The organism is Planococcus sp. 11815, from assembly GCF_051096385.1.
GTDB lineage: Bacteria > Bacillota > Bacilli > Bacillales_A > Planococcaceae > Planococcus > Planococcus citreus.
Genome location: NZ_CP096991.1, coordinates 2,933,757 through 2,960,743 on the forward strand (window position 1 = coordinate 2,933,757; position 26,987 = coordinate 2,960,743).

The window sequence follows — 26,987 nt, forward strand, 5'->3', positions numbered from 1 at the left end:
TTCCAAGCTTTTCTCTATGAAAGGCAGCTATTGCCGGCGCTGTTACTTGCCGGCCGAAGCCATTTTACTTTCTTCGAATGCGGCCATTTCGGCATCGAATTTCTCCATGCCGCTATCTTGCAGCTTGCTGATGCGTTCGTTGATCTTCAAATAGGCTTTCGGAATGACGCGGACGAATTTGGCAGACAGAATCTCCCAATGATCCAACACGCGTTTGCCGTTCAGGCTTCCTGTATAGCGGACATGGTTTTCGACCATCTCTTTCAGTTCCGCAATTTCCGAAGGATCTGCGAGCGGCTGCATATGCACCATTTCAGGGTTGCAGCGCGCGCTGAATGTTTCATCTTCATCCAGCACATAAGCGACACCGCCTGACATGCCGGCTGCGAAGTTTTTGCCGGTATCTCCAAGAATGACGACGCGCCCGCCGGTCATGTATTCACAGCCGTGGTCGCCGACGCCTTCGACGACGATCTTCGCGCCGGAGTTGCGGACGGCGAAACGTTCGCCCGCCATACCGTGGATATACGCTTCTCCAGCCGAAGCACCATAAAACGACACGTTGCCGATGATGATGTTCTTCTCGGGAAGGAATGTCGAATCCACTGCCGGCTTGACGACAATCTTACCTCCGGATAAGCCTTTTCCGACAAAGTCATTGGAGTCTCCGATCAAATTGAGCGTCATGCCTTTCGGAATGAACGCGCCGAAGCTTTGCCCGGCTGAGCCTTGGAAATTCAACGTAATGGTATCTTCCGGCAAGCCCTCTGCACCGTATTTGCGGGAGATGGCGCTGCCGATGATCGTCCCGGTCGCACGGTGGATATTGCGGATTGCGGTCGATACTTCGACTGGCTCTCCTGTTTCAATCGCATTGCGGCAGCGAGGCAAGAGTTCCTGCACATCGAGCGTATGCTTCAAACCGTGGTCTTGCTTGATCGTTGCATAGCGGCCGACTTTTTCCGGCAGGTCCGGCTGATAGAGAAGCTGCGTCAAATCCAGCCCTTCCGCTTTCCAATGCTTGATCGCTTTATTCGTTTCCAGCACATCGGTGCGGCCGATCATTTCGTTGATTGTGCGGAATCCAAGTTCCGCCATCAATTCGCGCGCTTCCATGGCGATAAAGCGCATGAAGTTCGCCACGTGATCTGCTTCGCCCGTGTATTTTTTACGCAGTTCCGGGTTTTGCGTCGCAATCCCGACTGGGCATGTATCCAAATGGCAGACGCGCATCATGACACATCCGAGTACGACGAGGGGTGCTGTCGAGAAGCCATACTCTTCGGCACCCAAGAGCGCCGCAGTGACAACGTCGCGGCCAGTCATCATTTTGCCGTCTGTTTCGACGACGATGCGGTCGCGCAGGCCATTCAACAGAAGCGTCTGATGCGTTTCCGCAAGGCCGATCTCCCATGGCAAGCCGGTATGCTTCAAGCTCGTTTTCGGCGCAGCGCCCGTGCCGCCGTCATAACCGCTGATCAACACGAGATCTGCACGGCCTTTGGCAACGCCAGCTGCGATTGTGCCGACACCGACTGCGGATACCAACTTAACGCTGATGCGTGCACGCGGGTTGGCGTTTTTCAAGTTGAAAATCAATTCCGCTAAATCTTCGATCGAATAGATATCGTGATGAGGAGGCGGTGAAATCAATTCGACGCCAGTCGTCGAACCGCGCACTTCCGCAATCCACGGATATACTTTCTTGCCTGGCAAATGACCGCCTTCTCCAGGTTTTGCCCCTTGTGCGACTTTGATCTGGATTTCGTCAGCATTGACCAAATAATGGCTCGTGACGCCGAAGCGGCCAGATGCGACTTGCTTGATGGCGCTTCTGCGGCTATCGCCGTTGTCGTCCGGAATAAAGCGCGATACTTCTTCGCCGCCTTCTCCTGAGTTGCTGCGTCCGCCAATTTTATTCATCGCGATCGCTAAGGCTTCGTGGGCCTCTTTACTGATCGAACCATAAGACATGGCGCCGGTTTTGAAGCGTGCACAAATCTCTTCGACCGTTTCGACTTCTTCGATCGGGATCGGCGTGCGGTCTTTGAATTTCAATAAGCCCCGCAATGATTGGAGATTGGCTTTTTCATCCGTCAAGAGTTTCGAATACTTGCGGAAAGTATCGTAATTATTCGTCCGGCACGCTTGTTGAAGCGTATGGATCGTCATCGGGTTGTATTGATGGTCTTCGCCGTTTTCACGGTATTGATACTCATCGCCTGATTCGAGCGCAGGATTCGCTCCTTCGCGGTCCGGATAAGCAGATGCGTGGCGCAGCAGGACCTCTTTGGCGATAATATCGAGCCCAATGCCGCCAAGGCGCGATGATGTACGTGTGAAATATTTGTCGATAACATCCATATGGATTCCGATCGCTTCGAAAATCTGTGCGCCTCGGTAACTTTGAATGGTTGAAATACCCATTTTAGACAATATCTTGATGATTCCATCCGTTACAGCTTGTACATAGCTCGCTTCCGCCTGTTCGACGTTCATGCCGTGGATATCGTCTTTCGCCACCAGATCTTCGATCGACTCGAATGCCAGATAAGGATTGATCCCTTCCGCACCGTAGCCAATCAGCATCGCGAAATGATGGACTTCACGCGGTTCCGCAGACTCGAGCAGGATGCTCATGCGTGTCCGCGTGCCTTGTCGGATTAAATGATGATGGAGCCCTGAGACTGCGAGTAGTGCAGGAATCGCCGCATGCGTGCTGTCGACGCCGCGGTCGGACAGGATGACCAATGTCGCGCCTTGTTTGATAGCCTCGTCCGCTTCAGCAAACAATGCTTCCAGACGCGCTTCCATCGCTTCAGCGCCTCCATCCGCATCAAACAGAATAGGCAAGGTGACGGCCTTGAACTCGGGTAAGTTCTGCTGGCGCAGTCTTTCAAGCTCTGCATTTAGCAATACCGGTGTTTCAAGACGGATATGGCGTGCGCTTTCCGGTTTCGGATCCACCAAATTGCCTTCTGCCCCGATGGTCGTCCGGGCTGCCGTGATGATTTGCTCACGGATGGCGTCAATCGGCGGGTTGGTGACTTGTGCAAACAATTGCTTGAAATAGTTATACAAAAGCTGCGGTTTTTTCGATAATACCGCAAGCGGCGAGTCGTAGCCCATCGAGCCGACCGGATCTTTCCCGTCGGACGCCAGCGGTTTGATGATTTTCTGGACTTCTTCCTGCGTATAGCCGAAAACAAGCTGCTGCTTTAACAGCCCTTCGCCGTTTGGATGCACCACTTCTTTCGGTTCTGGCAAATCGCCCAAATCGAACAAATTGTTTTCGACCCAATCTTTATAAGGAAGCTCGGACGCAATTTGCGTTTTGATTTCGTCATCCGGGATGATTTTGCCGGCTTCAAGGTCGACCAAAAGCATCTTCCCTGGGCGCAGGCGGTCTTTATAGATGATGTCATCGGAAAAGATATCGAGCGCACCGACTTCCGAGCCGAGTACGATCATGCCGCTTTTCGTAATATAATAACGCGCCGGGCGCAAGCCATTGCGGTCGAGGCACGCTGCAATCTGGCGCCCATCTGTAAATACCAGTGCCGCCGGGCCGTCCCATGGCTCCATGAGCGTGCTGTGGTATTCGTAGAAATCGCGTTTTTTCTTGTCAATCGATTTGTCATTGACCCATGGCTCCGGGACCATCATCATCGCCGTATGCGCAAGCGAACGGCCTGATAGATGGAGGAATTCGAAGCAATTGTCGAACATCGACGAATCGCTTCCTGTCTCATCAATGACCGGCAGGACTTTTTGCAAATCTTGGTCATTGAAATAAGGGGAGTTGCAAGCAAGCTGTCGGGCTCTCATCCAGTTGACGTTTCCGCGAAGCGTATTGAATTCGCCGTTATGGATGGAGTAGCGGTTCGGGTGGGAACGCTGCCAGCTCGGGAAGGTATTCGTACTGAACCGTGAGTGGACGAGTGCCAACGCCGATTTGAATTCGGGATGGTTGAGGTCGATATAGAATGAATCCAGTTGTTCCGGGATGAGCATGCCTTTATAAACAATCGTGCCGGCAGACAAGCTGCTGAAATAGACGTCTTTGAATTCTTCCACGCCGCCCATTTCCTGCTCGATGCGTTTGCGGATAATGTACAAACGGCGCTCCAAGTCCATGCGCGTCTCTAGCTCCGCTGATGCGCCGATGAAGATTTGGCGGATGACCGGCTTGGTTTTCGCCGCGACATTCCCGACAAATGAATCGTTGACCGGCACAGGGCGCCAGCCGAGTGATTCCTGGCCTTCTTCTTCGACGATGCGCTGGATGATATCTTTTGCTTTCATGCGTAGATCGTAATCCTGTGGCATGAAAATCATGCCGATGCCGTATTTTCCTTCATCCGGAAGGACGATTCCTTCTTTTTCACATTGCTTCAGGAAAAAGCGGTGTGGAATCTGCGTCAAAATGCCGGCGCCGTCCCCTGTGCTCGTATCGGATGATTGGCCGCCGCGGTGCTCCAAGTTACACAGGATGTTCACTGCGTTCTGGACAATGCTATGCGATTTTCTGCCGTCTATATTAGCGATCATCCCAATGCCGCAAGCTTCATGTTCCTGGTCGGGATGATACAGTCCTTGTGCGATCGGATACTCTTTCTTACTCAATAAAACCGCCTCCTTTTACACGCTAATTTGTCATAATATTATGATAGTATATCATATAACTGAATATATATACAATTGCATTTTGTGAAAAATTTATCAAGTGCATGAAGATTCATTACAAATCCTAGGATTACAAGTGAAACCGCTTTCAAATAAAGGTGTGTAGCGATTCTTCTTTATTCGCTATTTGTGTATATTGATACAGTAATTTTTTCGTCCGCTTTTCCCGGCACCCCCTTTTCCCAGTAATTATACAATTCGCATTGGAATCTTTTGATTGATCACTTGGAAAAACTAACATGGCTAACTGATTTTCCGGCTACACTCGCATAAAATTTTCTATACAAAAAGAACGCAGAAAATGATTCATTTTCTGCGTTCTTTTCAACTAGCTATAATTTTTTCTTGATTTATCCATTTTTTCATACTGGTACGTAAGGCAAATGACACTGCCAAGGCAACTGAATTATTACGAATTATTCACAGTTTCATACATCCGGATTGCTTCAAGAAAGTATTCCCCGTATTTCTCCAATTTATTTGCGCCGACCCCGTTAACTTCAAGGAACGCCTCTTCATCTTTCGGTTTGCGTGCAACCATGTCCTGCAGGCTCTTATCCGAGAAGATGACAAACGGCGGAACTCCCGCCTCATCTGCCAGTTTCTTGCGCACCGTCCGCAATTCCTCGAACAACGGATCGTTGGTGGCGATTCGCTTCGTGACGACGGCGCCTTTTCTCATGACGCGGCGTTTTCCGAGCAGGACATCGCGCCCACCGTCTGGGACGAAGATCGTCGGGAAGCTGCCTTGCTCAACTGCCAGCAATTCCTGTGAAATCATGAATTCGATGAGGTTCGAGACTTCTTTTGAATTCATGTGTTTCAATACGCCGTATGTCGATAATTGATCGAATCGGAAGTCGAGCACTTTCTTATTGCGTGAGCCGGTCAATACTTGGGCAGTCATCGTCTTGCCGAATTTCTGGCCCATGCGGATGACGCACGACAACACTTTCTGGACATCTTCTGTGACGTCCTGGCCTTCCCTTTCGTCGACGCAGTTTCCGCAATGGCCGCACGGTGCCGCACTTCCATCGCCGAAATAATGGACGATAAATTGTTGGAGGCAATTTTCCGTATGGCAATAGTCGACCATCCCCTGGAGCTTCTTCAACTCCCCCGGGATGCGTGAAGGGTCTTGCGCCTGATCGATCAAAAAGCGCTGCGTCTGGACATCCTGAGAAGCGTAAAGGACGATGCACTCACTCGGCAGTCCATCTCGTCCTGCGCGCCCAGCTTCCTGATAATAGCTTTCCATATTTTTCGGCAGCTGGTAATGGATCACATAACGGATATTGGATTTATCGATGCCCATCCCAAATGCGTTGGTCGCCACCATCACGGTCACTTCATCGTTCAAGAAGCGTTCTTGCCCGAGGCGGCGTTCATCGTCCGGCATGCCGGCGTGGTATTTTGCCGCCTTGACGCCGCGTTTGACGAGCGATTCATAGACCGAATCCACCGTTTTGCGCGTCGCTGCGTAAATGATGCCTGCCTCGTTATCGTTTTTCTGGACGTAGTCCCGGATAAAACGCTCACGGTCCTGTCCTTGAATGACTGAAAAACTTAAGTTCGCCCGTTCAAAACCGGTGATAACGGTATTTTGTTCTTCGATATCCAGGATGCGGCAAATATCTTCCCGCACTTGAGGGGTCGCTGTCGCAGTCAAGGCTAGGACAGTCGGATTGTCTGGGAAAATTTCCAGCATGCGGCTAATCAGCCGGTAGCTCGGCCGGAAATCGTGGCCCCATTGCGAGATGCAATGCGCTTCATCGACTGCGATGAGGGGCACTTTGACACCTTGCAAGCCATCCAAAAACATTTCCGAATCGAGGCGCTCTGGCGCGATATACAATAATTTGATGATGCCCATCTGCACTTCATGAAGGATTTCACGAACTTCGTAGACATCGAGCGAACTATTAATAGAAGCAGCTGGAATTCCGGCTGCCTGTAATGAGTCGACTTGATCTTTCATCAGGGAGATCAGCGGCGAGACGACGATGGTCGTTCCTTCCATCGCAAGCGCAGGAATCTGGTAGCACATCGATTTCCCGCCGCCTGTCGGCATGACGCAAATCGTATTCTGGCCATCGAAAACTTGCGTGATCGCCTGCTCCTGGCCGGTCCGGAAGCTATCATACCCGAAATGCGACTGCAGTAATTTTCTTGCTTGTTCCAACACCTTTGAACACTCCCCATACTGTTTTACTATGAACGTAGCTTACCATATTTGAAGGGTTATTTCTTTTTTTGCATACGAAAAGCCACCCTGGAAAATTGATTGTTTTCCGGGGTGGCTGGAAAGGCCTTTTATTCAGAAGGTGCCAGTGAAAATGATCTCAGTCGTACACTCTTGCCAACAGGAAGAAATACGGTTGCCGCATTCCTTTCCAGTCCATCATGCCCATTAGCACATCATCGTTCACTTTCCGGAAATGGTCCTGGATCGGCAATTGATCGTAAATCATCACCGCACTCGTTTTCCCACGCCACTCCATCTTGCGGAGCCGCGCTGCACCTTTCGCGCCGCTCAACAGATTAGCGATCAGCGCGGGTGGAAACGGATGCAGCGGGAACGGTTTTCCAAAAGGGGAGTTAAACAATAAAGGGTCGACATGCTCGGTGCTGTGGAAAGCTTTGCCGTACCAGCCCGATTTTTCAAGCCAGCCGTCCAGTAGGTGTCCTGACGGCAATTCGCGCCCTTTCCACGTACCGAACATTTCGTACGGGTCGACTGGCTCAAGCGCATCGAACAAGCGGCAAACTTCGCCCGCGTTGTCCGCACCGTGCTCCATCATTTCCCAAGCCCAACGTTCCGGCTTCATGGCCCTCTTCCTTTCAGCTTAAATTTCGATCTCCCACTGTTTAGCTTCTTCGTCTTTCATCTGTTGTTCGGTCTCTTCTGGATACGCCGTGCGGAATTTGTGGGAATCCTGCGGGATGATTTCCACCATTTTATCGATCATGTCCTGCGGATCGAATTGGTCTTCCAAGCCCTTCTCCATTTCCTTCATGTCTTCAGGGCGAGTGAAGTGGATTTTCTCATCGAACCATTTCCACTTGGCTTCTGCGCTGCGGTCGTTGAACCCTGTAGCGAATGCGCCCGGATTGATCGTCGCCACTTGTACGCCGAACTCCGCCATTTCCTTGCGCAGCGTTTTCGCAATCGCTTCAATGGCATGCTTCGTCGCCGTATACGGGCCGACGTAAGGCGTCGACATGATCCCTGCCATGGAAGATAGGAAAATGATCTTGCCTTTGCCCTTCTCGACGAATTTACGTGCTGCAATTTGAGCCGTTTCAAGCGTTTGGAAGACGTTCACTTCAAATAGTTCACGGAAGTTTGCCATTGGCACTTCCCCGAGTGGGCCGCCTTCATTGATGGCAGCATTTGCTACAAAGATATCGAAATCGTAGTCAAGCATCTGTGCCAGATCTTGCGGGTTTTTAATGTCCATTTTAAACGTTGTCAATTCTACCCCGGCTTCCGATGCCGCTTCACGGAGTGATGTTACTTGAGGGGCTGTTTCAACTGGCGCGATAACTTTATGGCCCTTTGCCGCCAGTCCAAGTGCCGTACCTTTTGCGAGCCCGCTTCCGGCTCCTGTAATGAAAATCGTTTTACTCATATTTGTCTCCTCCTGATTCTGTAAGTTGCTATAATTTGTCTTCCCCATAGCAAGCAGAATAAACAGGTTTAATTGAGCCACCATTCTTTGCGGTCCATTTCCTCCGCAAAATGGGCATATTCAGAGAGTGTCTCCTCCAATACTTTTTCGCTGCGGGCAAGCATGCGCTCCCTCGCTTTTTTCCGTTTAAAGCGCCGCCCATAGACAGCTTGCAACTCGTCGTAGGAGGATTTCAATTCACGAAAACTTGCCGCGAGTTCATCGTCTTCATCCGATAACAGCGAAGCCAGCATCCCGATTTTTCCGTACAGTTCTTCCACTGTATAACGGTCGCGCTCCTTGTACAGGATGCCGGCTACAATCGATGCGGGCAGCTCTTCGTCGACCCCCCGCGCCAAATCCGTCAGCAGTTCAATCATGATACGGCGGTTGCTCGCCAACGACAGGACATAAAAGACATGGGGGATCTGGTCAACTGGCGTTTCTTCAATATACTCATCGATTTGCCTGATCAAATCCTCCGCTTTTAGATGGTCGATGAGAATCCCCAGCCGGTATGTTTCGTACATTATGTATCTTCTCAAATCCTCACCGCCATTCCTTAAGTCTCTTTTTATTTTGACAGATAATTCTGTCAAAAACAATTCATCAATTGTTGTATCGCACGAAAAAACCCGTCCTCCTTATTACAGGAGAACAGGCTCATGAGTTCACACATATATTCATCAAGTCGCCAAGCCATAGCTGCCCATACGGCGTTTCACTTGGATAAAAGAAGCCGCCTCAGCAAGTTCCGCTTCATTCAATGGCTGGTCATCAAGCATTACTGTATATTCGTTCAGGAAATTCGCATTTTGGAGATTAACATTGATCGTGCGGTCGTTGCGGTCCAAAAGACTATCCACAGAAATCTCAAAGAAATCGGCGAGGCGTTCCAGATGTACAACTGACACTTGTTTCTTTCCGCTTTCATATGCCCATACCGTGCTTTTCGCAAAGCCCAAACGGTCTGCAAGCTCCTCCGGGGAAAGGCCTTTCGCTTCTCTCAAGTCTTTTATTTTTTTGCTTAGTTGCTTCATAGTTGATTCCTGCTCCTTTTAGTAAATTTCTAATTATTTTAAATATACTGCAATTAAAGTGAATGAGCAATCATTTTATGGATAATTTTTTAAAATAGAATGAATATTTAGTGAACAGTATCTATTTAATATAATAATTGGAAATAAAGTAGGTCATAAAGCATTTAAAAATTAAAAAAATCTTATTCTGTGATAATTAATCCCAGTTTACGGGCAAACAACAATGCTTGATCTGTAGATACTTTGCACCCCGACACCAATTCCATTGTCAATTGCAGTTCTTCAAAGCGGCTTGAACTGAAATCGATTCCTTTCAGGGAAGTTGCTGTGAAATTCGCCTCATTTAACTCGCTGTCAAGAAACTGCGTGTTTTTCAAATCCACTTCGTAGAAATCTCCCTGCCTGATAGCACTTTGTTCAAAAATTACATCACTGATATGGGAGAAACCAAAAACCGCATAATCAAGCCGGCAGCCTTTGAAGCGCGTATAGCGAATTGTACTTTCAGTGAAATCCGTGCCCAGCAATCTGCAATTCTCGAACTTCACACGATGGAACACCGCACGGCCTAAATCAGCATTCGATAAGTCACAATTGATGAACACGACATCCGCAAACTCACTGCGCTCCCATTCGCCACCCAAAAAGCGGACATTCTCGAACAACACCCGGTCGAAATGAATTTTTCCTGCCGGTAATTCTTCAGAAACGATCCGGCAGTCATGGACATATCCATCATCTAATGCTTCAATAAAAGAAATTGTTTCTAATTCCTTGGGAAGCATCGGTTCCGTTTTCTTGTTCTTCTTCATTATAATTCCTCCTGTTCGCTTATGTTCTTTCTTTAACTTAACGACTGCAAAGTTCCTTGTCCCATCCGCCGCGAGATAGGCAATAACCCAAATCCGCTGCAAAGGAGATGCTGCATGGAAAATGTCAAAAGTACTTTTAAAGAAGTCGCCTCTGCCATTCTGCCTGTCACGATTGTCGTCGTCTTGCTTCAAGTGCTGATCATCCGCCTGCCGCTCGAAGCGCTGCTGCAGTTTTTAATCGGGGTCATTTTTGTAGGAACCGGTTTTTTCCTGTTCCTGCTGGGGGTCAATGCAGGGTTGCTCCCGATCGGTGAATTGATCGGCAAGAAGCTGCCTTTGACCCGCAAGCCATGGCTAATCATCGGGACAGGCCTTGTGCTTGGTCTTGCCGTCACGATTGCCGAACCGGATGTTCGCGTTTTGGCTAATCAAATCGATGATGTTTCAGGAGGAGATATTTCAAGAAACATCCTCATTCTATCCGTTTCCGTGGGCTTGGCGATTTTCGTCGCTTTGGCGATGGTCCGGACACTGTTCAGCATCCCAATCCATTATATGCTGATTGGGGGATATACTTTAGTTTTCCTTCTTTCCTTTTTTGTCCCTGAAGCATTCATCCCCATTTCATTCGACGCAGGCGGCGTTACGACCGGCCCAATGGCAGTGCCTTTCATCTTAGCACTGGGCATCGGCGTCGCTTCCGTGCTGCGATCCGATAAGCCAAGCAGCGGCGAAGGCTTCGGCTTGATCGGGCTTGCTTCGATCGGGCCCATCATCGCAGTCATGCTCTTGGGGGTGTTGTACCGGTGAACTTGCATATCTTCCAGGGTTTCGGGGAAGTGCTGATTGAAGTCAGCATGGCTCTCCTCCCACTTGTCGTGTTTTTCAGCGTATTTCAATTGTTCATGCTCAAATTGCCGAAAGAACGCGTGCTGCAAACCGGACTCGGCTTCGTTTTGACATTTTTCGGGTTGTCCTTTTTCCTGCAAGGCGTCCATATCGGCTTCATGCCCTTCGGTGAATTGATGGGTGCGGAACTGGGCGATTGGCAATATCGCTGGGCGATCATTCCGATCGGATTTGTGCTCGGCTTTGTGGCGACATTTGCCGAACCGGCTGTCCGCATCATGAACGAGGAAGTCGACCGCGAAACGGGCGGTTATATTTCTTCGAAAATCATGCTCTACACCTTATCGACAGGGGTCGGCTTGTCCATCGCTTTGTCGATGCTGCGGATCCTGACAGGCTGGTCGATCTGGTATTTCATTTTGCCGGGTTATATCCTTGCCCTCATTCTAATCTTTTTCTCCACGCGCACATTCATCGCCATTGCCTTTGACTCAGGCGGTGTCGCTACCGGGCCGATGACCGTCACGTTCATCGTCTCCGTGGCAGTCGGCATCGCTTCAGTCACCGAAGGCCGGGACCCGCTCGTCGATGGCTTTGGGATGATTGCGTTGGTGGCATTGACGCCGATCATCTCCGTACTTGTAGTCGGCTTACTCTTTAACCGAAAGGCAGGGAAACAAAACCATGAATCTGAATCATAGACTGATGATTGCCATCGTAAAACGCGGCGCTTCGAGGGATGTCATTGCAGCGGCGAAAGAAGCCGGCGCTGACGGGGCGACGGTACTGTACGCGGAAGGGATCGGCCGAAACGAAAAGCCCACGTTCCTCGGGCTTCCCGCCACACACGAAAAAGATGTGGTCTTTATCGCTGTCGACGGTGAAATCGAACTGGCCGTTGCAGAAGCGATCAGCCATGCCGGAAAACTGGGCAAATCCGGTCATGGCCTCGGCTTTACCGTCCACCTCAGCCAATTGCTGGGGGTCCCCCATCTCAACGACCGCGAAGACGACCGAAAAAAGAAGCAAGGAGTGGAACAAATGCCAGAACCGAAAGATTTTCAATTGATCGTCACCATCGTCAATTCCGGGGATTCCGGGCAAGTCGTCAAAGCGGCGGCAAAAGCCGGCGCTGAAGGCGGAACGATCCTGGAAGGGCGCGGTACCGGAGTCAACGAACAGAAGAAGTTCATGAACTTTACGATCGATCCGGAAAAAGATGTCGTACTGACCTTGGTGCCGGCCGTGTTTGCAGAAAAAGTGGTCGCCAGCATCGAACAGGCAGTCGACCTCGATGCTCCCGGAAAAGGCATTGCCTTCTTGATCGACGTGGAAAATGTTTTCGGCGTCAACCACTCTTCATTGAATCCATGAAAAAACCGGTGCGCCTCCGAGGCGCACCGGTTTTCCTATTTAATAACGCTCTGCCCCGTGCCCTTTGGAACTCGCGGCTTGAGCCACTTTACTCGCTGCCGGCTTTCCATAAAGCTTCGGTTCAGTGTTTTCACTGTCTTTCATTTCTTTCATCTTCTTCACTTTCATGTCGATATTCTCACGGACGCGGCGGCCATAATCTTCATCCGCCTGCGTGAAGTGATGCACCATTTCCTCCTGGATGCGCGGATCACACGCAGACAAGGCATCGCCGAGGTTGTTGATCAGTTCATCGCGCTCCCAATCCTCGAAGCTGCGATACGTCTCCCCGGCTTGGCCGTAATTATTCGTCCGGTCGATCGGCGCATTCGTCAGTTTGCCGTGGTATTCCGGCTCATAATCCGGCGTATTCGGGCGATCTGCTTCCTTGAATCCGCCAAGCACGGACGGTTCGTAATTGATATGCGGATTCTTCGCATTCTCGCCGCGCGGCACATCCATCGCCCCTCCGTATTGGTTGGTCGCCACACGTTTTCTCGGTGCGTTGACCGGCAGCTTCAAGTAGTTCGCGCCTACACGGTAGCGCTGTGTATCGGAATACGAGAACGTGCGGCCAATCAGCATTTTATCGTCCGAGAAGTCCATGCCGTCGACAAGGACGCCTGTTCCGAATGCTGCCTGCTCGATTTCCGCATGGTAGTTTTCAGGGTTGCGGTTCAAGACCATTTTGCCGACTGGCAGGAACGGAAATTTATCTATCGGCCATAGTTTCGTATCATCCAACGGGTCGAAGTCGAGTTCGGCATGCTCATCATCGCTCATGATCTGCACGAACAGCTCCCATTCCGGATAGTCGCCATTTTCGATTGAATCGTAAAGGTCTTCCGTTGCGTGCCCGACATTTTTCGCCTGGATTTCATCGGCTTCTGCCTGGGTCAAATTGCGGATGCCTTGTTTCGGCTCCCAATGGTATTTGACGAGGACCGCTTCGCCTTTATCGTTGACCCATTTGTAGGTATTGACACCAGAGCCTTGCATATGGCGGTAGGTTGCCGGAATGCCCCAAGGGGAGAACAGGAACGTGATCATATGCGTCGCTTCAGGGGAACGGGCGACAAAGTCGAACATCCGCTCAGGATCCGGAACATTTGAAACCGGATCGTTCTTAAAGGCATGGATCATATCAGGGAATTTCATCGCATCGCGGATAAAGAAAATCTTCAAGTTATTCCCGACAAGGTCCCAGTTGCCGTCCTCGGTGTACATCTTCACGGCAAAACCGCGCGGGTCGCGTGCCGTTTCAGGCGAGTGGCGGGATCCTGCCACCGTAGAGAAGCGCACGAGCAAGGGCGTCTGTTTGCCTTTGCCTGAAAATACTTTAGCGCGTGTATATTTTTCGACCGGCTCATCGCCGACCGTTCCATAAGTCTCGAAATAACCGAATGCCCCGGCACCGCGTGCATGGACGATGCGTTCAGGTATTTCTTCACGGTCAAAATGAGAGATTTTTTCGATGAAGTTATAGTTTTCAAGAGTCGCCGGACCGCGGTTTCCGATAGTGCGCAAATTCTGGTTATCTTTTACTGGGTGCCCTTGGCGGTTGGTCAAGGTCTCTTCGTTTTCACCTTCAGACATCTTTTTCTTAAGCTCTTCATTCGTGTCCTTCATGATAATCCTCCTTCATTTTAATGCCATCATTTCCCTCTTCCCACCCCAGCCTCCCCATAAACCTTTTTTCCCCTAAATCATCCCTTGGACGCATCCGCTTCAAATTAGGCGTGCCCTCTCCACTCAAGAAAATCCGGTGCCGCCCCCTTGGAATAGACAAATCCCGTTGGATATGGAAAACTAGAATGGAATCGACTTACAGAAAGCAGGGCTGGAAATGAGTGTTACCTTGAAAGAGAAAGGGAGATGGGACCCTTTGAAAGTTTTTTTGAAAGTATCAGCGGCCTATCTTCTCTCCCGGTTTTACCGAAATGCAAAAGGCCCGAAAATCGCCCTGGTGGGAGGAAACCTCGGAGAAAAATACGAAGACAACGCTTCGGTATTCCATAAATATTTGGTGAATAACCATGCAGAACAAGTCACGGCTTATTGGATGTATGATCCGGCGACCGACTACGCGAAAAACGGGCAGATCCCGAATGCCGTACCGCTCGGCAGCTTCCGCAATTACTTGCTGTTTTTCCGCGCAGATTACACATTCCATGGGCATTCCTTGCTTTATGATATCGTGCCATCCGCCGATAAATTCTTGAATTTAAACCGCCGGACGGTCATCACGCACGTCAGCCACGGCATCGAGGGCTTCAAGAAAATCCTCATCCAAAAAGAGGATGTTCCACTTCTCAAGCGGACTGATTACTTCAACTGCGCCTCGCGCTATGAATACGAGTTGAAACGCGACAAATGGAAAATCCCTGAAGAAAAACTCATCATCACCGGATTCCCCCGTTTTGACCGCTACTTGCCAAACCAGCCGCCAAAAGAAATGAAGCGCATCCTCATGATGATGACTTGGCGTGAATGGCTGTTTGACCTCTCAAGGGAAGAATTTCTCGAAAGCAATTACTTCCGCAGCACGATCGGCTTATTGGAGCATGAAGGAATAAGGAATCTCCTAAAATCCAACGGCATCCATCTCCAAATCGCCTTGCACCCGTTCATGAAGCGATTTGAGGAGCACTTCTTTCCGCTTGCCGACCAGGATTACGGCATCGAATTCCTGGATTTCAATCACGCATCCATCGAGCGGTCGATCGAAGAAAACGATATGCTACTGACGGACATCACAAGCGTTTCCTGGGACTTCCTGTATTTGAATAAACCAATCATCTTCTTTATGTTCGACCAACAGGAATATACGGAAAAGCGCGGTTCCTACCTCGACCTCGATAAAGATTTATATGGATATAGGTCTCCGACAGTAGAAGATGTCTACAACACGCTCACCTATATGGTCGAGAACAACATTAAGCATAACGAATGGTACGGGAAAGCCGACGAGTACATCGACTATTTCGACCAAGATAATTGCAAACGCTTGGCACAACGCGTCATGAACGTTTGAATGTTTCACGTGGAACTCTATTTGAGACAAAAACCGGCAAACCTGAGCTCGTTTCAGGCTTGCCGGTTTTTTACCGTTTAACGGATGAATAATATGAATAATCCTTTAAGACGATAGATCGCCCAGTTGCAGCTCCACAGGGCAATGATCCGAGCCGTGTACATCTGTATGGATCGACGCGCTCTTCATTTTCCCGACGAGACGGTTGGAAGCGATGAAGTAATCAATGCGCCAGCCGACATTCTTCTCCCGGCAATTCGAACGATACGACCACCATGAATAATGTCCGCCTTCATCCGGATGGAAATGACGGAACGTATCCACGAAACCGGTGCCGAGGAAATCGTTAATCTTGCCTCGCTCTTCTGGCGTGAATCCCGAATTCTTTTTATTGGCTTTCGGATTTTTCAAATCGATTTCCTGATGCGCCACGTTCAGGTCCCCGCATAAAACAACAGGCTTTTCGAGGTCCAATTGCTGGATATACAAAAGCAGCTTGTCTTCCCACAAGAGGCGGTACGAGAGCCGAAGCAAGCCATGTTGGGAGTTCGGCGTATAGCTATTAACCAAATAAAATTCAGGGAACTCCAATGTGATCAGCCTGCCTTCTGTATCATGCTCCTCGAGACCGACCCCATAATAGACATTCAATGGGCGTTGTTTGGTGAAAACCGCAGTTCCTGAATAGCCTTTCTTCTGTGCATAATTCCAGTATGTATGATAACCCGGAAGCTCCAAATCAATCTGGCCTTCCTGCAATTTGATTTCCTGGACGCACAAGATATCGGCATCCACTGTCTCGAAGAAATCCATAAACCCTTTTTTCATCACGGCCCGTAGGCCATTTACATTCCATGATACCAACTTCATCCCACTCACTCACTTTCTGTCATCAGTGTAGCGGAATAGAGGCTTCGCCTCAAATACGGCGATCTCGATTTCTTCGGAATTAGATTGTAAAATTTCAGCAAATATTCAGTCAAAACTGTCTTTTTTTAGAGTCTGTCTTGTACAATAGACTTAATGAAAAAGGAGGCCTTCGGCTATGGCGAAGTTCACAAAAACGGAAAAAAGCTGGGCGTTATATGATTGGGGCAGCTCCGCTTATTCCATTATCATCACGACCGCGGTATTTCCGCTTTTCTATAAAGCCGCCGCAACAGACGCCGGAGTAGAACTTGCGGATTCCACTGCTTATTTAAGCTACACAATCGCTATCTTCACGTTTATTTTGGCAATGCTCGGCCCATTACTCGGCACCATTGCCGATTATGAAGGAATGAAAAAGAAGTTTTTCACAGTGTTTTTCGTGCTTGGAACAGTTTCGACGGCAATGCTCGCTTTCGTCCCAGAAGGCCAGTGGCTCTGGCTCTTGATCTGTTATGTGTTCGCTGCGCTTGGTGCGACTGGCGCGAATTTGTTCTATGATGCTTTCATCGTCGACGTCACGACTGAAAAACGCATGAACCGCGTGTCTGCATTCGGCTACGGGCTTGGTTATATCGGTTCGACCATTCCGTTTGCGCTGGCCATCCTCATCATCCTGCTCGCCCAAAATGAAGTCCTGCCGCTATCTGTCACAAATGCCAGCCGGCTTGCCTTTTTGATTACCGCCGCTTGGTGGATTTTGTTCTCGATTCCGTTATTCCGCTACGTAAAACAACAGCATTTCATCAAACGCGAAGCAAATCCCATTGTCCAAAGCTTCCGCCGGCTCAATAAAACGATCCGGGAAATCCGGCAATACCGCGCCTTGTTCCTGTTCCTGATCGCGTACTTCTTCTATATCGACGGTGTTGGCACGATTATCTCGCTGTCCACCGCATACGGAACTGATCTCGGATTGAGTGCCACCAGCCTATTGATTGTCTTGTTTGCCACCCAAGTCGTGGCCGCGCCTTTTGCGATTCTCTACGGCAAGCTCGCCGATCGCTTTACCGGAAAGAAAATGCTTTATGTCGGCATCTTTGTCTATATTATCGTCTGTGTCTATGCGGTCTTCATCGAAACGATTATGGATTTCTGGATTCTCGCGATGCTGGTTGCCACCAGCCAAGGCGGTATCCAGGCTTTGAGCCGGTCTTACTTCGGCAAGCTGGTGCCGAAGCAAAATGCCAATGAGTTTTTCGGCTTCTACAATATTTTCGGCAAATTTGCCGCAATTACGGGGCCTTTGCTTGTCGGGGTCACTTCCCAGATTACCGGAAACTCCAGTTTAGGGGTTTTGAGTTTGGTCGTCCTCTTTATCATCGGCCTGGTCGTCCTCATCTTCGTTCCAGAGCCAGTGTCGCATGAGCCGGTCGATGAAGTCGCCGCTGAATAAATCAACACAGAAAAGGCCTCCCGCAGCTGCGGGAGGCCTTTATTCATGATTAATTATTCTTTTTCGCGTCAGTTGGCTCGACTTTAATCTCGCCGTCTGAGTTCTTGCCGAGTGATGATTCGCCAAATTCCACGACATCTACGCCGCCGGCATCTTTCTCAGCTTTCTTGATTTCTTTTTCTACTTTCTTTTCAGCCTTATCGTGCTCTTTTTGGGCTTTTTCTTCTTTTTTCTCTTCTTTTTCTTCAGCTTTTTCTTGCTGCTTCGATTCTTTTTCAATCGCTTTTTCTTGTTTCTTCAACTCTTTTTCTTCTTTCTTTTCATCGCGTTTCGTTTTCAGTTCGTCAGCTTTCACTTTTGCCTGTTCGATGGAAGTGTTCACTTTTTCACTGGAATCCGAAGTTTTCGCTTTTACTTGCTCCTGTAATTCCTTGCCGCTCTTAGGGGCAAGCAAGAGGCCTGCGGCAGCCCCGATCAAAGCGCCTGTCACAGCGCCGGCTACGAAGCTTCCGCCGCCTCCGCCTGACTCAGAACCGTATTCCGGTGCCATTGGTGCAGGCGACTGGATTTTGCCTTGGCGCACGAGGCGCTCTTCGACTTCCTCTACGATTTCAAACAATGTGCGTCCTCTTGCTTCAACTAATGAAACGCTCATGTGGAAATCCGTCAAATCTTCCTGGTCACGGACAACCACTACGTCGTAATCGGATGCATCTGTTTTCTTTTCAAGCATTTCTGCACGGTACCCTTTTTGTACCAATGCATCGCGTACGGATGTAAATGGATGTTCAACTGCAATTTTTACCATTCTGTGTCCACTCCTTTTTTTGAAAACTCTATGTTAAGTTGTTTTCCCCTAATCCACTGCTCTAAACTTATCCTTTGAGAACTCCTCCATTTTTTTCAAATTTTCACGCTTTGATTAGCTTTGTGAATACGCTTATTCATAATGAAGAATTTTAGCATCAAATAGGTAATCGCCGCCCTGCTTCGCGATATTTAGTGAAACAATATACATTATTTTGAGCATCATATAGGTAATCGCTTCCCTGCATTGGAATAGATGGTGAAACTTTGTGAATGCGGTCAATTGAAACAGGTACAAGCATTGGCTTGTTATTCATTCTCATGCTGATCGATTGCATGTAAAAACCCCGGCCCGGCATTTGAGCCGGTCGGGGCTAATGGATTTTATACGGTTACTTCTGCGCGTTCTACCGCTTTGATGCGTGTTCCGGTTTCTGCATCGAAGAAATGAACGTGCGCCATATCGAATGCGAGGGTTGCTTGATGCCCTGCTTCAATTGAAGTTGCCGCATCAACGCGGGCGATGAATTCCTGGTCTTCATAGACCGCATGGAGGATGGTCTCAGCGCCTGTCAGTTCGGATACGGTAATAGTCGCATCGAATTCACTAGCCGGAATTCCAGACAGGTCTTCGTTATTAACATGGATATGTTCCGGGCGGATGCCGAGCGTGATTGGCTTATTGTCATAGCCTTCTGCTTTCAACATATCCAATAGTTTTGAAGGAATCGTCATCTTTTTAGTGCCTACAGCGAAAGTGCCGTCGATTAGCTGCCCTTCAAAGAAGTTCATCGCCGGTGAACCGATAAAGCCGCCGACAAAGCGATTTTCCGGGAAATCATAGACTTCTTTTGGCGTGCCTACTTGCTGGATCAATCCGTCTTTCATGACAACAATACGGGAAGCCATCGTCATTGCTTCCGTTTGGTCATGGGTCACATAAATCGTCGTCGTTTTCAGGCGGTTATGCAATTTGGAGATCTCAGCGCGCATCTGCACACGCAATTTCGCATCCAAGTTCGATAAGGGCTCATCCATCAAGAAAACTTTTGCATCGCGGACAATGGCGCGTCCGAGAGCCACACGCTGGCGCTGGCCTCCTGAGAGCGCTTTCGGTTTTCTGTTCAAGTATTCTTCCAAGCCGAGAATCGCTGCGGCTTCATCTACGCGTTGCTTGATTTCCGCCTTTTTGAACTTTCTTAGCTTTAAGCCGAACGCCATGTTTTCATAAACGGTCATATGTGGATATAAGGCGTAGTTTTGAAATACCATGGCGATGTCGCGTTCTTTTGGCTCAACATCGTTCATGCGTTTTCCATCAATGAAGAATTCGCCTTCCGAGATTTCCTCCAAGCCCGCAATCATCCGCAATGTTGTCGATTTCCCACACCCCGAAGGACCGACAAACACGATGAACTCTTCATCTTTTATATGTAAATTGAAATCGCTGACGGCCAGCGCCCCTTTATCATACCTTTTGCCTAATTGCTCAATTTTAATTTCTGCCATTTCCCATTCTCCTCTAAAGCGTTTTCTTTCATTATAGAGAATTCGCAGTAAATTACAAATATATATTTGGCAACTTCTATACTCTACTGTATACTCATTTCTAATGAAGCTGGAATATTCTGTACTACTAGAGACATGAATAGCGAGCTCCTTCACAATCTTATCGACCATTTGCTTCGTGAAGCGAAATTTTTGGTTACTAAAGACAAAAAAAGGAGAGGAAAATCATGAAAAAACTCTACACAATACCTGCAGCCTTTTTGGCATCTTCCCTATTTCTTACGGGCTGCGCCGGTTTCCAGACCGGCAACAGCAACGATAGTTCCACGGAAAACAAAGACGGAAAAGTCGTGCTCGATTTCTGGACCTTCTGGGGCTCCGAAATTCGCCGTCCGGTCATTGAAAAAATCATCAGCGATTTTAACGAATCCCAAGATGAAATCGAAGTTCAGCACACATATTTGCCATGGGGAGACATTTGGACTAAAGAACTCGCAGCGATTGCAGCTGGCGACCCACCTGATGTGGTCATCAATGATATTAACACGACCGCTCTACGCGGAGAACAGAACCAGGCGATGAACCTGGCTGAATTCTTGTCAGAAGACGATATCTCCGGGCAGTTCTATCCGGAGCTATGGGATGCGACACTTTACGAAGGCGATTCTTACGGAATACCGTTCAATACAGATACCCGTGTATTGTTCTACAATAAAGACGCATTTGAAGAAGCCGGACTAGATCCTGAACAGCCACCGACTACCTGGGCGGAGCTTGAGGAATATGCTGCGAAGCTCGACGTGAAAAACGGCGATGACTACGAACGCATCGGTTTTTATCCATTATGGGGCATTAATTACGATGTCTGGATGCTGAATGCCAATGGCCACAACTTTATCAATGAAGAAAATGAAGTCTTGATCGACACCGAAACCAATCTTGAGACGCTCGAATGGCTGAAAGGCTGGAAAGATAAATATGGTGACGATGTCATCAATTCCTATAAAGCTCAAATTGACAGCCAGCAAGGCAATCCATTCTTCAACGGCAGCCTCGGCATGTACGTCAGCGCACCGACTTTTTACACGCAAATCCGCGATTATGCAGATGATTTGAACTTCGGCGTCGCGAAATTGCCAGAGATGGAACCAGGCAACGGCCATACGAGCTGGGGCGGGGGATTTGTCGCCGAGATTCCGGCCGGCGCTGCCAATCCTGAAGCTTCTTATGAATTTATCAAGTACTTAACAGGTGCCGAAGCACAAGAATATTGGGCAGTCCAGAACTTCGACAATGTTGCCAATATCGAAGCCGCTGAAAACGCAGCGCAATCGGATGAATTCACAGAAGATGGCACCATGGTCTATAGCATGGCAACTGAATACATGAGCGATACGCTCCTTACACCGGTACCCGTATCTGCCCCTGACTTCATGGGCAGCGTCAATCCGAAAATCGACGAAGTGTTCCTAGGTTCGAAAACGCCGAAACAAGCGCTTGAAGAAGCACAGGCCGATGTCGAATCGCTAGTCGAAAAAAATACAGGCGAGTAAGGAGGGCTTCGTTTGGCTAAACCAAAGTCGACTATGCGGCGGAAAGAAACGATGTACGGCTATATTTTCGTTATGCCGTGGATTATCGGGTTTCTTGCATTTACGGCAGGGCCCCTGCTCTTTTCACTGTTCGCAAGTTTCACCAATTACAATATTACATCCCAGATGGACTTTGTCGGAGCCGAAAACTATCAAGGGCTCTTCACCGAAGACGGATTGTTTTGGACATCCCTTTGGAACACTTTGTACTACGTACTATTTTCCGTCCCACTGACAACGATGGGCGCGATTTTCCTGTCGGCACTCCTGAACCAGGACGTTCCGGGCATCCGCGTGTTTCGCACGCTCTACTATTTGCCTGCGGTGCTGTCGGGGGTCGGCGTTTATTTATTGTGGATGCAATTGCTCGATCCAGGCACGGGAATGATCAATTTGATACTCGGGTGGGTCGGCATCGACGGGCCCAACTGGCTATTCGATCCGGCCTGGACCAAGCCCTCCCTGATTTTCATGAAATTATGGAGTGTCGGCGGTGCGATGCTCTTATATCTCGCGAGCATGCAAGGCGTTTCCAAGACTTTGTATGAAGCGGCGGAAATCGATGGCGCCAATACGTTCCGCCAATTTTTTCACATCACCTTGCCGATGATCACACCGGTCATTTTCTTCGATGTGGTGACCAGCCTGATCGGTGGCTTCCAGATTTTCCAGGAAGCTTACGTCATGTCGAGCAACGGCGAAGGCGGCCCAGCAAACTCTTTATTGTTCTATAACCTATATATGTGGCGGCAGGCTTTCGAGAACTTTAATATGGGCTATGCCATGGCCATGTCCTGGATCTTGTTCATCATCGTTTTCATCCTGACCATGATTAACCTGAAGCTGGCTCCACGCTGGGTGCATTATGAGGGAGGCGATAATCGATGACCTCCCGTCAAGAAGATACCCGTTATGTAGAGGAAGCAGGCACAACCAAAGACCTCCAAAACCCGAGCTATTTTCAACATCACGGCAATCGAAAAAAAATGCTGAAACTCATCAATTTCGTTCTTCTTGCAGCGGGAAGCTTGATGATTTTATCACCCTTGTGGTGGATGTTATCGACTTCCCTGAAGACGATGGCGGAAGTCATGTCCTTCCCGCCCACTTTCTTTCCGGAATCCTGGAATTGGTCCAATTACATCCGGACGTGGGAAGCGGCTCCGTTTACGCAGTACACGATCAATACGCTCGTCATCACCACCCTGGTCGTAATCGGCAATGTCTTGTCAAACTCGTTCATCGCTTATGGCTTTGCGAAGATTCCATTCAAAGGGCGCAATGTGCTGTTTGCGATTGTGCTGGCGACGATGATGATCCCGGGATTCGTTACCTTGATCCCGCAGTACGTCTTGTTCGCCAAGCTCGGCTGGGTGAACACCTATTATCCTTTGATCGTGCCGGCCTTTTTCGGCAGCGCGTTCAACATCTTCCTGTTGCGGCAATTTTATATGACGATTCCGAATGAATTGATTGAAGCAGCGAAGATGGAAGGCGCCAGCCATTTTTATATCTGGCGCAAGATCGGCTTGCCGCTCACCAAGCCGGCAATCGCCACTGTGGCTATCTTTTCATTTAACGGTGCCTGGAACGACTTTCTTGGCCCGCTGCTCTATTTGAACGACGAGAACCTGTATACCTTGCAAATCGGCTTGCAGGTCTTTAAAGGGCAGCTCAATACCCAATGGAACTACCTGATGGCCGGCTCATTGCTCGTCTTGCTGCCAGTCATTATCATTTTCTTCTTTTTCCAGAAGTATTTTATCCAAGGCATCAATTTACAGTCTGGCGGGAAATAATAAAAAGCTTGCAGCCACTGGTTGCAAGCTTTTTATCGTTGCGCCTAAAAACAAAAAGCCCCCGAAAAATTCGGGAGCTTCCTGCCTATCGTGCTATTAGACCGTTGCCGGTTTTTTCTCTTTTTTGATTTGCTTGCTGCGAAGCTGTCCGCAGGCAGCATCGATGTCTGCGCCTTGTTCGTGGCGGACACCGCAATTGATGCCTTTTTTCTTCAATGCATCATAGAATGCACTGATGGCTTCAGGCGTGCTTTGCTGGTATTGGTCGTGCTCATCAACCGAGTTGTAAGGAATCAAGTTGACGTAAGATAAGTGACGCTTGTTTTCAAGCAATTTCGCCAGCTTGTTCGCTTCTTCGACATGGTCGTTGACGTCGCGCAGCATGATGTATTCGAACGTGATGCGGCGATTCGATTTTTCCAAATAATAATCGATGGAATCCATCAATTTTTCAACTGGATAAGCTTTGTTGATCTTCATGATGCGTGAACGTAATTCGTTCGTCGGAGCATGAATGGAGATCGCCAAGTTAACTTGCAAGCCTTCATCCGCATAATCGTAGATCTTCGGCACGATACCACTTGTGGAAACCGTGATGTGGCGCGCTCCGATTGCCAACCCTTTTTGAGAGTTCACAACGTGGAGGAAATCCATCAAGTTTGTGTAGTTATCGAACGGTTCGCCGATACCCATAACGACAATGTGGCTGACGCGCTCTTCTTTTTGCTCCGCATCGAAATGTGCCTGTACTTGCATGATCTGCTCGACGATTTCGCCAGCGTTCAAGTCACGGCTCTTCTTCAATAGGCCACTTGCGCAGAAACTGCAGCCGATGTTGCAGCCGACTTGTGTCGTTACACATACCGAGTTGCCGTATTTAAAGCGCATGAGAACTGTTTCGATCAAGTTGCCATCCTGCAAACGGAAAAGGAATTTGATTGTGCCATCAGACGATTCCTGCTTGACTGCCTGGTCCAATGTACGGATCGCAAAATTGTTTTCCAAAAGCTCGATGCAATCCTTCGATAAGTTCTTCATCTCCGAGAATTCAGTGACACGTTTAATATAAAGCCAATCCCACACTTGTTCCGCGCGGTATTTCTTTTGGCCATTTTCAACAAACCAATCTTTTAATTGTTCTATCGTCAATCCATAGATGGAATTTTTCATATTAGGACCCTCATTTCAGAATTTCACAATTGCTTATTATAATACTAAAAATCCAGTCTGGCAACAACTATTTTCGACTAATTCCTTTGGTACCTGCTCTATTTCTGCATATTCCCGCTCCTAGAAGGGTACAGAATCAGTACAGCAAAAAGGAGGAGAATCATCATGGCAGCAATTACGCATGTGGGGCTGGCGGTCCCCGATTTAGATAAGGCGATTACATGGTACCGAAAAGTATTCGATTTTCATATTTTAGCGGGGCCATTTGATTTTGATGCCGATACAGAAGGGCCAGGCTCCATGACGAACGATCTGCAAGGGCCGGAAATCCGCAAGATGCGCAATGTCCACCTCATGTCTTCCGACGGCTTCGGCATCGAATTATTCGAATTTCAGGATCCTTCTTTTTCTGAAGAGCCGCCGCGGCGTGCAGGATTTTTCCATATTGCCTTGGTAGTCGATGACATCGTCGAAACGATTGAACGAATCGTCCAGCATGGCGGGCGTCAGCGCAGCAAAATGTGGAACATTAATAAGGGCAAACCGCATTACCTCGTCTACACCGAAGACCCGTTCGGCAATATTATCGAATTGTATTCACGCAACACTTCAGAAATGTACGGCAATCGTTGAACAGAAGAAACCGGACAGCCTATGCGGCTGTCCGGTTTTATTTGTTTAGACCAATTGCTCTTTTTTCGCGAGCATGGTGCCGTTTTTGGCTAGTGATTCGTGCCAAGACAAAGCTTTCTCAAGGACGTGCGGCGTCTGGCCACCGCGTGTCAGCGCTTCTTCGTAATACTCGCGCATTTGCGGGCGGTAGTCCGGGTGCACACAGTTTTCGATGATGACTTCCACGCGCTGGCGCGGCGCCAGTCCGCGAAGGTCTGCATAGCCTTGTTCGGTGACAACTACATCAACGTCGTGCTCAGTATGGTCGATATGTGATGCAAATGGCACGACGCTTGAAATCTTGCCGTCTTTTGCAGTTGATTTCGTGACGAAGATAGCGAGGCGCGCATTGCGGGCGAAGTCCCCTGAACCGCCGATGCCGTTCATCATTTTCGTGCCGGAGACATGCGTCGAATTGACGTTTCCGTACATATCGAACTCAAGTGCCGTATTGATCGAGATCAAGCCGAGTCGGCGCACGACTTCGGGATGGTTCGAGATTTCCTGCGGGCGCATGATGATCTTGTCGCGGTATTGGTCGAACTCGCTGAACACTTGCTTCATTTTCGGCTCAGACAACGTGATCGAACAGCAAGAAGCGAAATCTACTTTGCCGGCATCGATCAAATCGAAGACCGCGTCTTGGAGCACTTCCGAATAGACTTCCAGGTTTTTGAATTCCGAATCGATCATGCCGTGAAGCACGGCGTTGGCGACGGATCCGATTCCGGATTGAAGCGGAGCCAGCTTCTCCGTCAGGCGACCGGCTGCAATTTCGCTGCGGAAAAAGTTCAGCAGATGGTCAGCCATGATTTTCGTGTCTTCATCCGGCGCCACGATGTTCGACGGAGAATCTTCCTGATGCGTAAAGACGATGCCGCGCACACGCTCCATGTCGACCGGGATGCCTTTTGTTCCGATGCGCTGATCCACGGAAGTTAACGGGATCGGGTCGCGCTCGCCTTGTTTGCCGGTGTCGTAAATATCGTGGATGCCTTCAAACAGTTCAGGCTGGGCCGCATTGATTTCCACGATGATGTTTTTCGCGTGTTTGACGAAAACGGATGAGTTGCCGACAGAAGTCGTCGGGATGATCATGCCGTCTTCGGTGATCGACAAAGCTTCGACAATCGCGAAATCGATCGGCTCGATGACCCCTGAACGGATCCATTCCGCTGTATGGGACAAATGATGATCCACGAAATACATGTCGCCTGCGTTGATTGCGTTGCGCATGGCCGGTTCTGCTTGGAACGGCAAACGCTTGTTGACGATGCCCGCTTCTGCGAACAACCGGTCGATATCGGACCCGAGGGATGCCCCAGTGAAGACATTGACTTTGAAGCTTTCCGTTTCTGCGCGTTCAACCAGTGCATAAGGAACCGCTTTCACATCTCCCGCTCTTGTAAATCCGCTAAGCCCAAGTGTCATGCCGTCTTGAATCCACGCTGCCGCTTCCTGTGCTGTGACCACACGATCCTGCAATTCTGCCGCTTTGATTCGCTCAAGTTTCTTTTCCATTCCATCCACACTCTCTTTCTATATGTTTTTGTCTAATATATGTCGTTTGTTGAAGCGTTTTCATATCACCGAGTAGCATAATTGTTCTT

22 protein-coding genes are annotated in these 26,987 nt (G+C 49.0%); 9 read left to right on the top strand and 13 right to left on the bottom strand.

Annotated elements, in window-relative coordinates; genetic code table 11:
• Positions 1–42 precede the first annotated feature (42 nt).
• The 7 genes from gltB to M1Q06_RS14780 form a co-directional block, all read right to left on the bottom strand.
• Positions 43–4,626, bottom strand: coding sequence for a glutamate synthase large subunit (gene gltB, locus M1Q06_RS14750; protein WP_434400318.1), 4,584 nt, complete (start codon positions 4,624–4,626; stop codon positions 43–45).
• 469 nt (positions 4,627–5,095) lie between these two features.
• Positions 5,096–6,871 carry a DNA helicase RecQ gene (gene recQ / locus M1Q06_RS14755; RefSeq protein ID WP_121298795.1) on the bottom strand — a complete coding sequence of 592 codons (1,776 nt, stop codon included), beginning with the start codon at positions 6,869–6,871 and terminating at the stop codon, positions 5,096–5,098.
• 157 nt (positions 6,872–7,028) lie between these two features.
• The gene (locus M1Q06_RS14760) at positions 7,029–7,514 is read right to left on the bottom strand and encodes a DUF4334 domain-containing protein (RefSeq protein ID WP_434400320.1); all 486 of its coding nucleotides are present in this window, start codon (positions 7,512–7,514) and stop codon (positions 7,029–7,031) included.
• An 18-nt stretch (positions 7,515–7,532) separates the two neighbouring features.
• On the bottom strand, positions 7,533–8,318 hold the full coding sequence (locus tag M1Q06_RS14765) for an SDR family oxidoreductase (RefSeq protein WP_434400322.1): 786 nt from the start codon (positions 8,316–8,318) through the stop codon (positions 7,533–7,535).
• A 68-nt stretch (positions 8,319–8,386) separates the two neighbouring features.
• Positions 8,387–8,887, bottom strand: a complete 501-nt coding sequence (locus M1Q06_RS14770; protein ID WP_434400324.1) for a hypothetical protein — start codon at positions 8,885–8,887, stop codon at positions 8,387–8,389.
• 156 nt (positions 8,888–9,043) lie between these two features.
• Positions 9,044–9,397, bottom strand: a complete 354-nt coding sequence (locus M1Q06_RS14775) for a helix-turn-helix domain-containing protein (RefSeq protein WP_121298801.1) — start codon at positions 9,395–9,397, stop codon at positions 9,044–9,046.
• 182 nt (positions 9,398–9,579) lie between these two features.
• Complete coding sequence (locus tag M1Q06_RS14780; protein WP_121298803.1) at positions 9,580–10,209, bottom strand: pentapeptide repeat-containing protein; 630 nt, start codon at positions 10,207–10,209, stop codon at positions 9,580–9,582.
• 114 nt (positions 10,210–10,323) lie between these two features.
• Between M1Q06_RS14780 and M1Q06_RS14785 the strand changes: the two genes are divergently transcribed.
• Genes M1Q06_RS14785 through M1Q06_RS14795 form a run of 3 tightly spaced genes read left to right on the top strand, consistent with a single transcriptional unit; the run spans position 10,324 to position 12,432 of the window.
• Entirely contained in the window at positions 10,324–11,019 is a 696-nt protein-coding gene (locus M1Q06_RS14785; protein WP_121298805.1) for a DUF1538 domain-containing protein, read from the top strand.
• A complete protein-coding gene (locus M1Q06_RS14790; RefSeq protein ID WP_434400327.1) occupies positions 11,016–11,759 on the top strand; it encodes a DUF1538 domain-containing protein in 744 nt (247 codons plus the stop codon). The genes M1Q06_RS14785 and M1Q06_RS14790 overlap by 4 nt, the downstream gene beginning before the upstream one ends.
• Positions 11,743–12,432, top strand: a complete 690-nt coding sequence (locus M1Q06_RS14795) for a P-II family nitrogen regulator (protein ID WP_112229988.1) — start codon at positions 11,743–11,745, stop codon at positions 12,430–12,432. Before M1Q06_RS14790 ends, M1Q06_RS14795 begins: the two co-directional genes overlap by 17 nt.
• Before the next feature lie 39 nt (positions 12,433–12,471).
• Here the strand turns inward: M1Q06_RS14795 and M1Q06_RS14800 are convergent, their stop codons facing one another.
• Positions 12,472–14,100 carry a catalase gene (locus M1Q06_RS14800; protein WP_434400329.1) on the bottom strand — a complete coding sequence of 543 codons (1,629 nt, stop codon included), beginning with the start codon at positions 14,098–14,100 and terminating at the stop codon, positions 12,472–12,474.
• Positions 14,101–14,356: 256 nt separating this feature from the next.
• On the opposite strand from M1Q06_RS14800, the gene M1Q06_RS14805 reads away from it, so the two are divergent.
• Complete coding sequence (locus M1Q06_RS14805) at positions 14,357–15,505, top strand: CDP-glycerol glycerophosphotransferase family protein (protein WP_434400331.1); 1,149 nt, start codon at positions 14,357–14,359, stop codon at positions 15,503–15,505.
• Positions 15,506–15,610: 105 nt separating this feature from the next.
• Here the strand turns inward: M1Q06_RS14805 and M1Q06_RS14810 are convergent, their stop codons facing one another.
• The gene (locus tag M1Q06_RS14810; protein WP_434400334.1) at positions 15,611–16,375 is read right to left on the bottom strand and encodes an exodeoxyribonuclease III; all 765 of its coding nucleotides are present in this window, start codon (positions 16,373–16,375) and stop codon (positions 15,611–15,613) included.
• Positions 16,376–16,550: 175 nt separating this feature from the next.
• Between M1Q06_RS14810 and M1Q06_RS14815 the strand changes: the two genes are divergently transcribed.
• Positions 16,551–17,828, top strand: a complete 1,278-nt coding sequence (locus M1Q06_RS14815) for an MFS transporter (protein ID WP_434400336.1) — start codon at positions 16,551–16,553, stop codon at positions 17,826–17,828.
• A 49-nt stretch (positions 17,829–17,877) separates the two neighbouring features.
• Here M1Q06_RS14815 and M1Q06_RS14820 read toward each other — a convergent pair whose 3' ends face one another.
• Positions 17,878–18,636 (bottom strand): YkuS family protein, encoded by a 759-nt coding sequence (locus M1Q06_RS14820; RefSeq protein WP_434400338.1) that lies wholly within the window; start codon positions 18,634–18,636, stop codon positions 17,878–17,880.
• Positions 18,637–19,019: 383 nt separating this feature from the next.
• Positions 19,020–20,144 carry an ABC transporter ATP-binding protein gene (locus M1Q06_RS14825; protein ID WP_434400340.1) on the bottom strand — a complete coding sequence of 375 codons (1,125 nt, stop codon included), beginning with the start codon at positions 20,142–20,144 and terminating at the stop codon, positions 19,020–19,022.
• Between the two features lie 227 nt (positions 20,145–20,371).
• Between M1Q06_RS14825 and M1Q06_RS14830 the strand changes: the two genes are divergently transcribed.
• The 3 genes from M1Q06_RS14830 to M1Q06_RS14840 all read left to right on the top strand — a co-directional run bounded on the left by M1Q06_RS14830 (position 20,372) and on the right by M1Q06_RS14840 (position 23,535).
• Positions 20,372–21,697, top strand: a complete 1,326-nt coding sequence (locus M1Q06_RS14830; RefSeq protein ID WP_434400342.1) for an ABC transporter substrate-binding protein — start codon at positions 20,372–20,374, stop codon at positions 21,695–21,697.
• A gap of 12 nt (positions 21,698–21,709) precedes the next feature.
• A complete protein-coding gene (locus tag M1Q06_RS14835; RefSeq protein ID WP_434400344.1) occupies positions 21,710–22,624 on the top strand; it encodes a carbohydrate ABC transporter permease in 915 nt (304 codons plus the stop codon).
• Between the two features lie 98 nt (positions 22,625–22,722).
• Positions 22,723–23,535 carry a carbohydrate ABC transporter permease gene (locus tag M1Q06_RS14840; RefSeq protein WP_121299546.1) on the top strand — a complete coding sequence of 271 codons (813 nt, stop codon included), beginning with the start codon at positions 22,723–22,725 and terminating at the stop codon, positions 23,533–23,535.
• A gap of 96 nt (positions 23,536–23,631) precedes the next feature.
• On the opposite strand, the gene rlmN is transcribed toward M1Q06_RS14840, so the two are convergent.
• Positions 23,632–24,705 (bottom strand): 23S rRNA (adenine(2503)-C(2))-methyltransferase RlmN, encoded by a 1,074-nt coding sequence (gene rlmN, locus M1Q06_RS14845; RefSeq protein WP_121298826.1) that lies wholly within the window; start codon positions 24,703–24,705, stop codon positions 23,632–23,634.
• A gap of 165 nt (positions 24,706–24,870) precedes the next feature.
• Here rlmN and M1Q06_RS14850 point away from each other — a divergent pair, with 165 nt between their 5' ends.
• Entirely contained in the window at positions 24,871–25,338 is a 468-nt protein-coding gene (locus tag M1Q06_RS14850; RefSeq protein ID WP_121298828.1) for a VOC family protein, read from the top strand.
• Positions 25,339–25,383: 45 nt separating this feature from the next.
• Here M1Q06_RS14850 and M1Q06_RS14855 read toward each other — a convergent pair whose 3' ends face one another.
• On the bottom strand, positions 25,384–26,898 hold the full coding sequence (locus tag M1Q06_RS14855) for an acetyl-CoA hydrolase/transferase family protein (RefSeq protein ID WP_434400347.1): 1,515 nt from the start codon (positions 26,896–26,898) through the stop codon (positions 25,384–25,386).
• Between the last annotated feature and the right edge of the window lie 89 nt (positions 26,899–26,987).

Bases quoted from the DNA above. Each gene is read 5' to 3' on its own strand.
- M1Q06_RS14760 (WP_434400320.1), bottom strand. From the start codon at position 7,514: ATGAAGCCGGAACGTTGGGCTTGGGAAATGATGGAGCACGGTGCGGAC.
- M1Q06_RS14765 (WP_434400322.1), bottom strand. From the start codon at position 8,318: ATGAGTAAAACGATTTTCATTACAGGAGCCGGAAGCGGGCTCGCAAAA.
- M1Q06_RS14770 (WP_434400324.1), bottom strand. From the start codon at position 8,887: ATGTACGAAACATACCGGCTGGGGATTCTCATCGACCATCTAAAAGCG.
- M1Q06_RS14775 (WP_121298801.1), bottom strand. From the start codon at position 9,397: ATGAAGCAACTAAGCAAAAAAATAAAAGACTTGAGAGAAGCGAAAGGC.
- M1Q06_RS14780 (WP_121298803.1), bottom strand. From the start codon at position 10,209: ATGAAGAAGAACAAGAAAACGGAACCGATGCTTCCCAAGGAATTAGAA.
- M1Q06_RS14785 (WP_121298805.1), top strand. From the start codon at position 10,324: ATGGAAAATGTCAAAAGTACTTTTAAAGAAGTCGCCTCTGCCATTCTG.
- M1Q06_RS14795 (WP_112229988.1), top strand. From the start codon at position 11,743: ATGAATCTGAATCATAGACTGATGATTGCCATCGTAAAACGCGGCGCT.
- M1Q06_RS14800 (WP_434400329.1), bottom strand. From the start codon at position 14,100: ATGAAGGACACGAATGAAGAGCTTAAGAAAAAGATGTCTGAAGGTGAA.
- M1Q06_RS14810 (WP_434400334.1), bottom strand. From the start codon at position 16,375: ATGAAGTTGGTATCATGGAATGTAAATGGCCTACGGGCCGTGATGAAA.
- M1Q06_RS14815 (WP_434400336.1), top strand. From the start codon at position 16,551: ATGGCGAAGTTCACAAAAACGGAAAAAAGCTGGGCGTTATATGATTGG.
- M1Q06_RS14820 (WP_434400338.1), bottom strand. From the start codon at position 18,636: ATGGTAAAAATTGCAGTTGAACATCCATTTACATCCGTACGCGATGCA.
- M1Q06_RS14825 (WP_434400340.1), bottom strand. From the start codon at position 20,144: ATGGCAGAAATTAAAATTGAGCAATTAGGCAAAAGGTATGATAAAGGG.
- M1Q06_RS14830 (WP_434400342.1), top strand. From the start codon at position 20,372: ATGAAAAAACTCTACACAATACCTGCAGCCTTTTTGGCATCTTCCCTA.
- M1Q06_RS14840 (WP_121299546.1), top strand. From the start codon at position 22,723: ATGCTGAAACTCATCAATTTCGTTCTTCTTGCAGCGGGAAGCTTGATG.
- rlmN (WP_121298826.1), bottom strand. From the start codon at position 24,705: ATGAAAAATTCCATCTATGGATTGACGATAGAACAATTAAAAGATTGG.
- M1Q06_RS14850 (WP_121298828.1), top strand. From the start codon at position 24,871: ATGGCAGCAATTACGCATGTGGGGCTGGCGGTCCCCGATTTAGATAAG.
- M1Q06_RS14855 (WP_434400347.1), bottom strand. From the start codon at position 26,898: ATGGAAAAGAAACTTGAGCGAATCAAAGCGGCAGAATTGCAGGATCGT.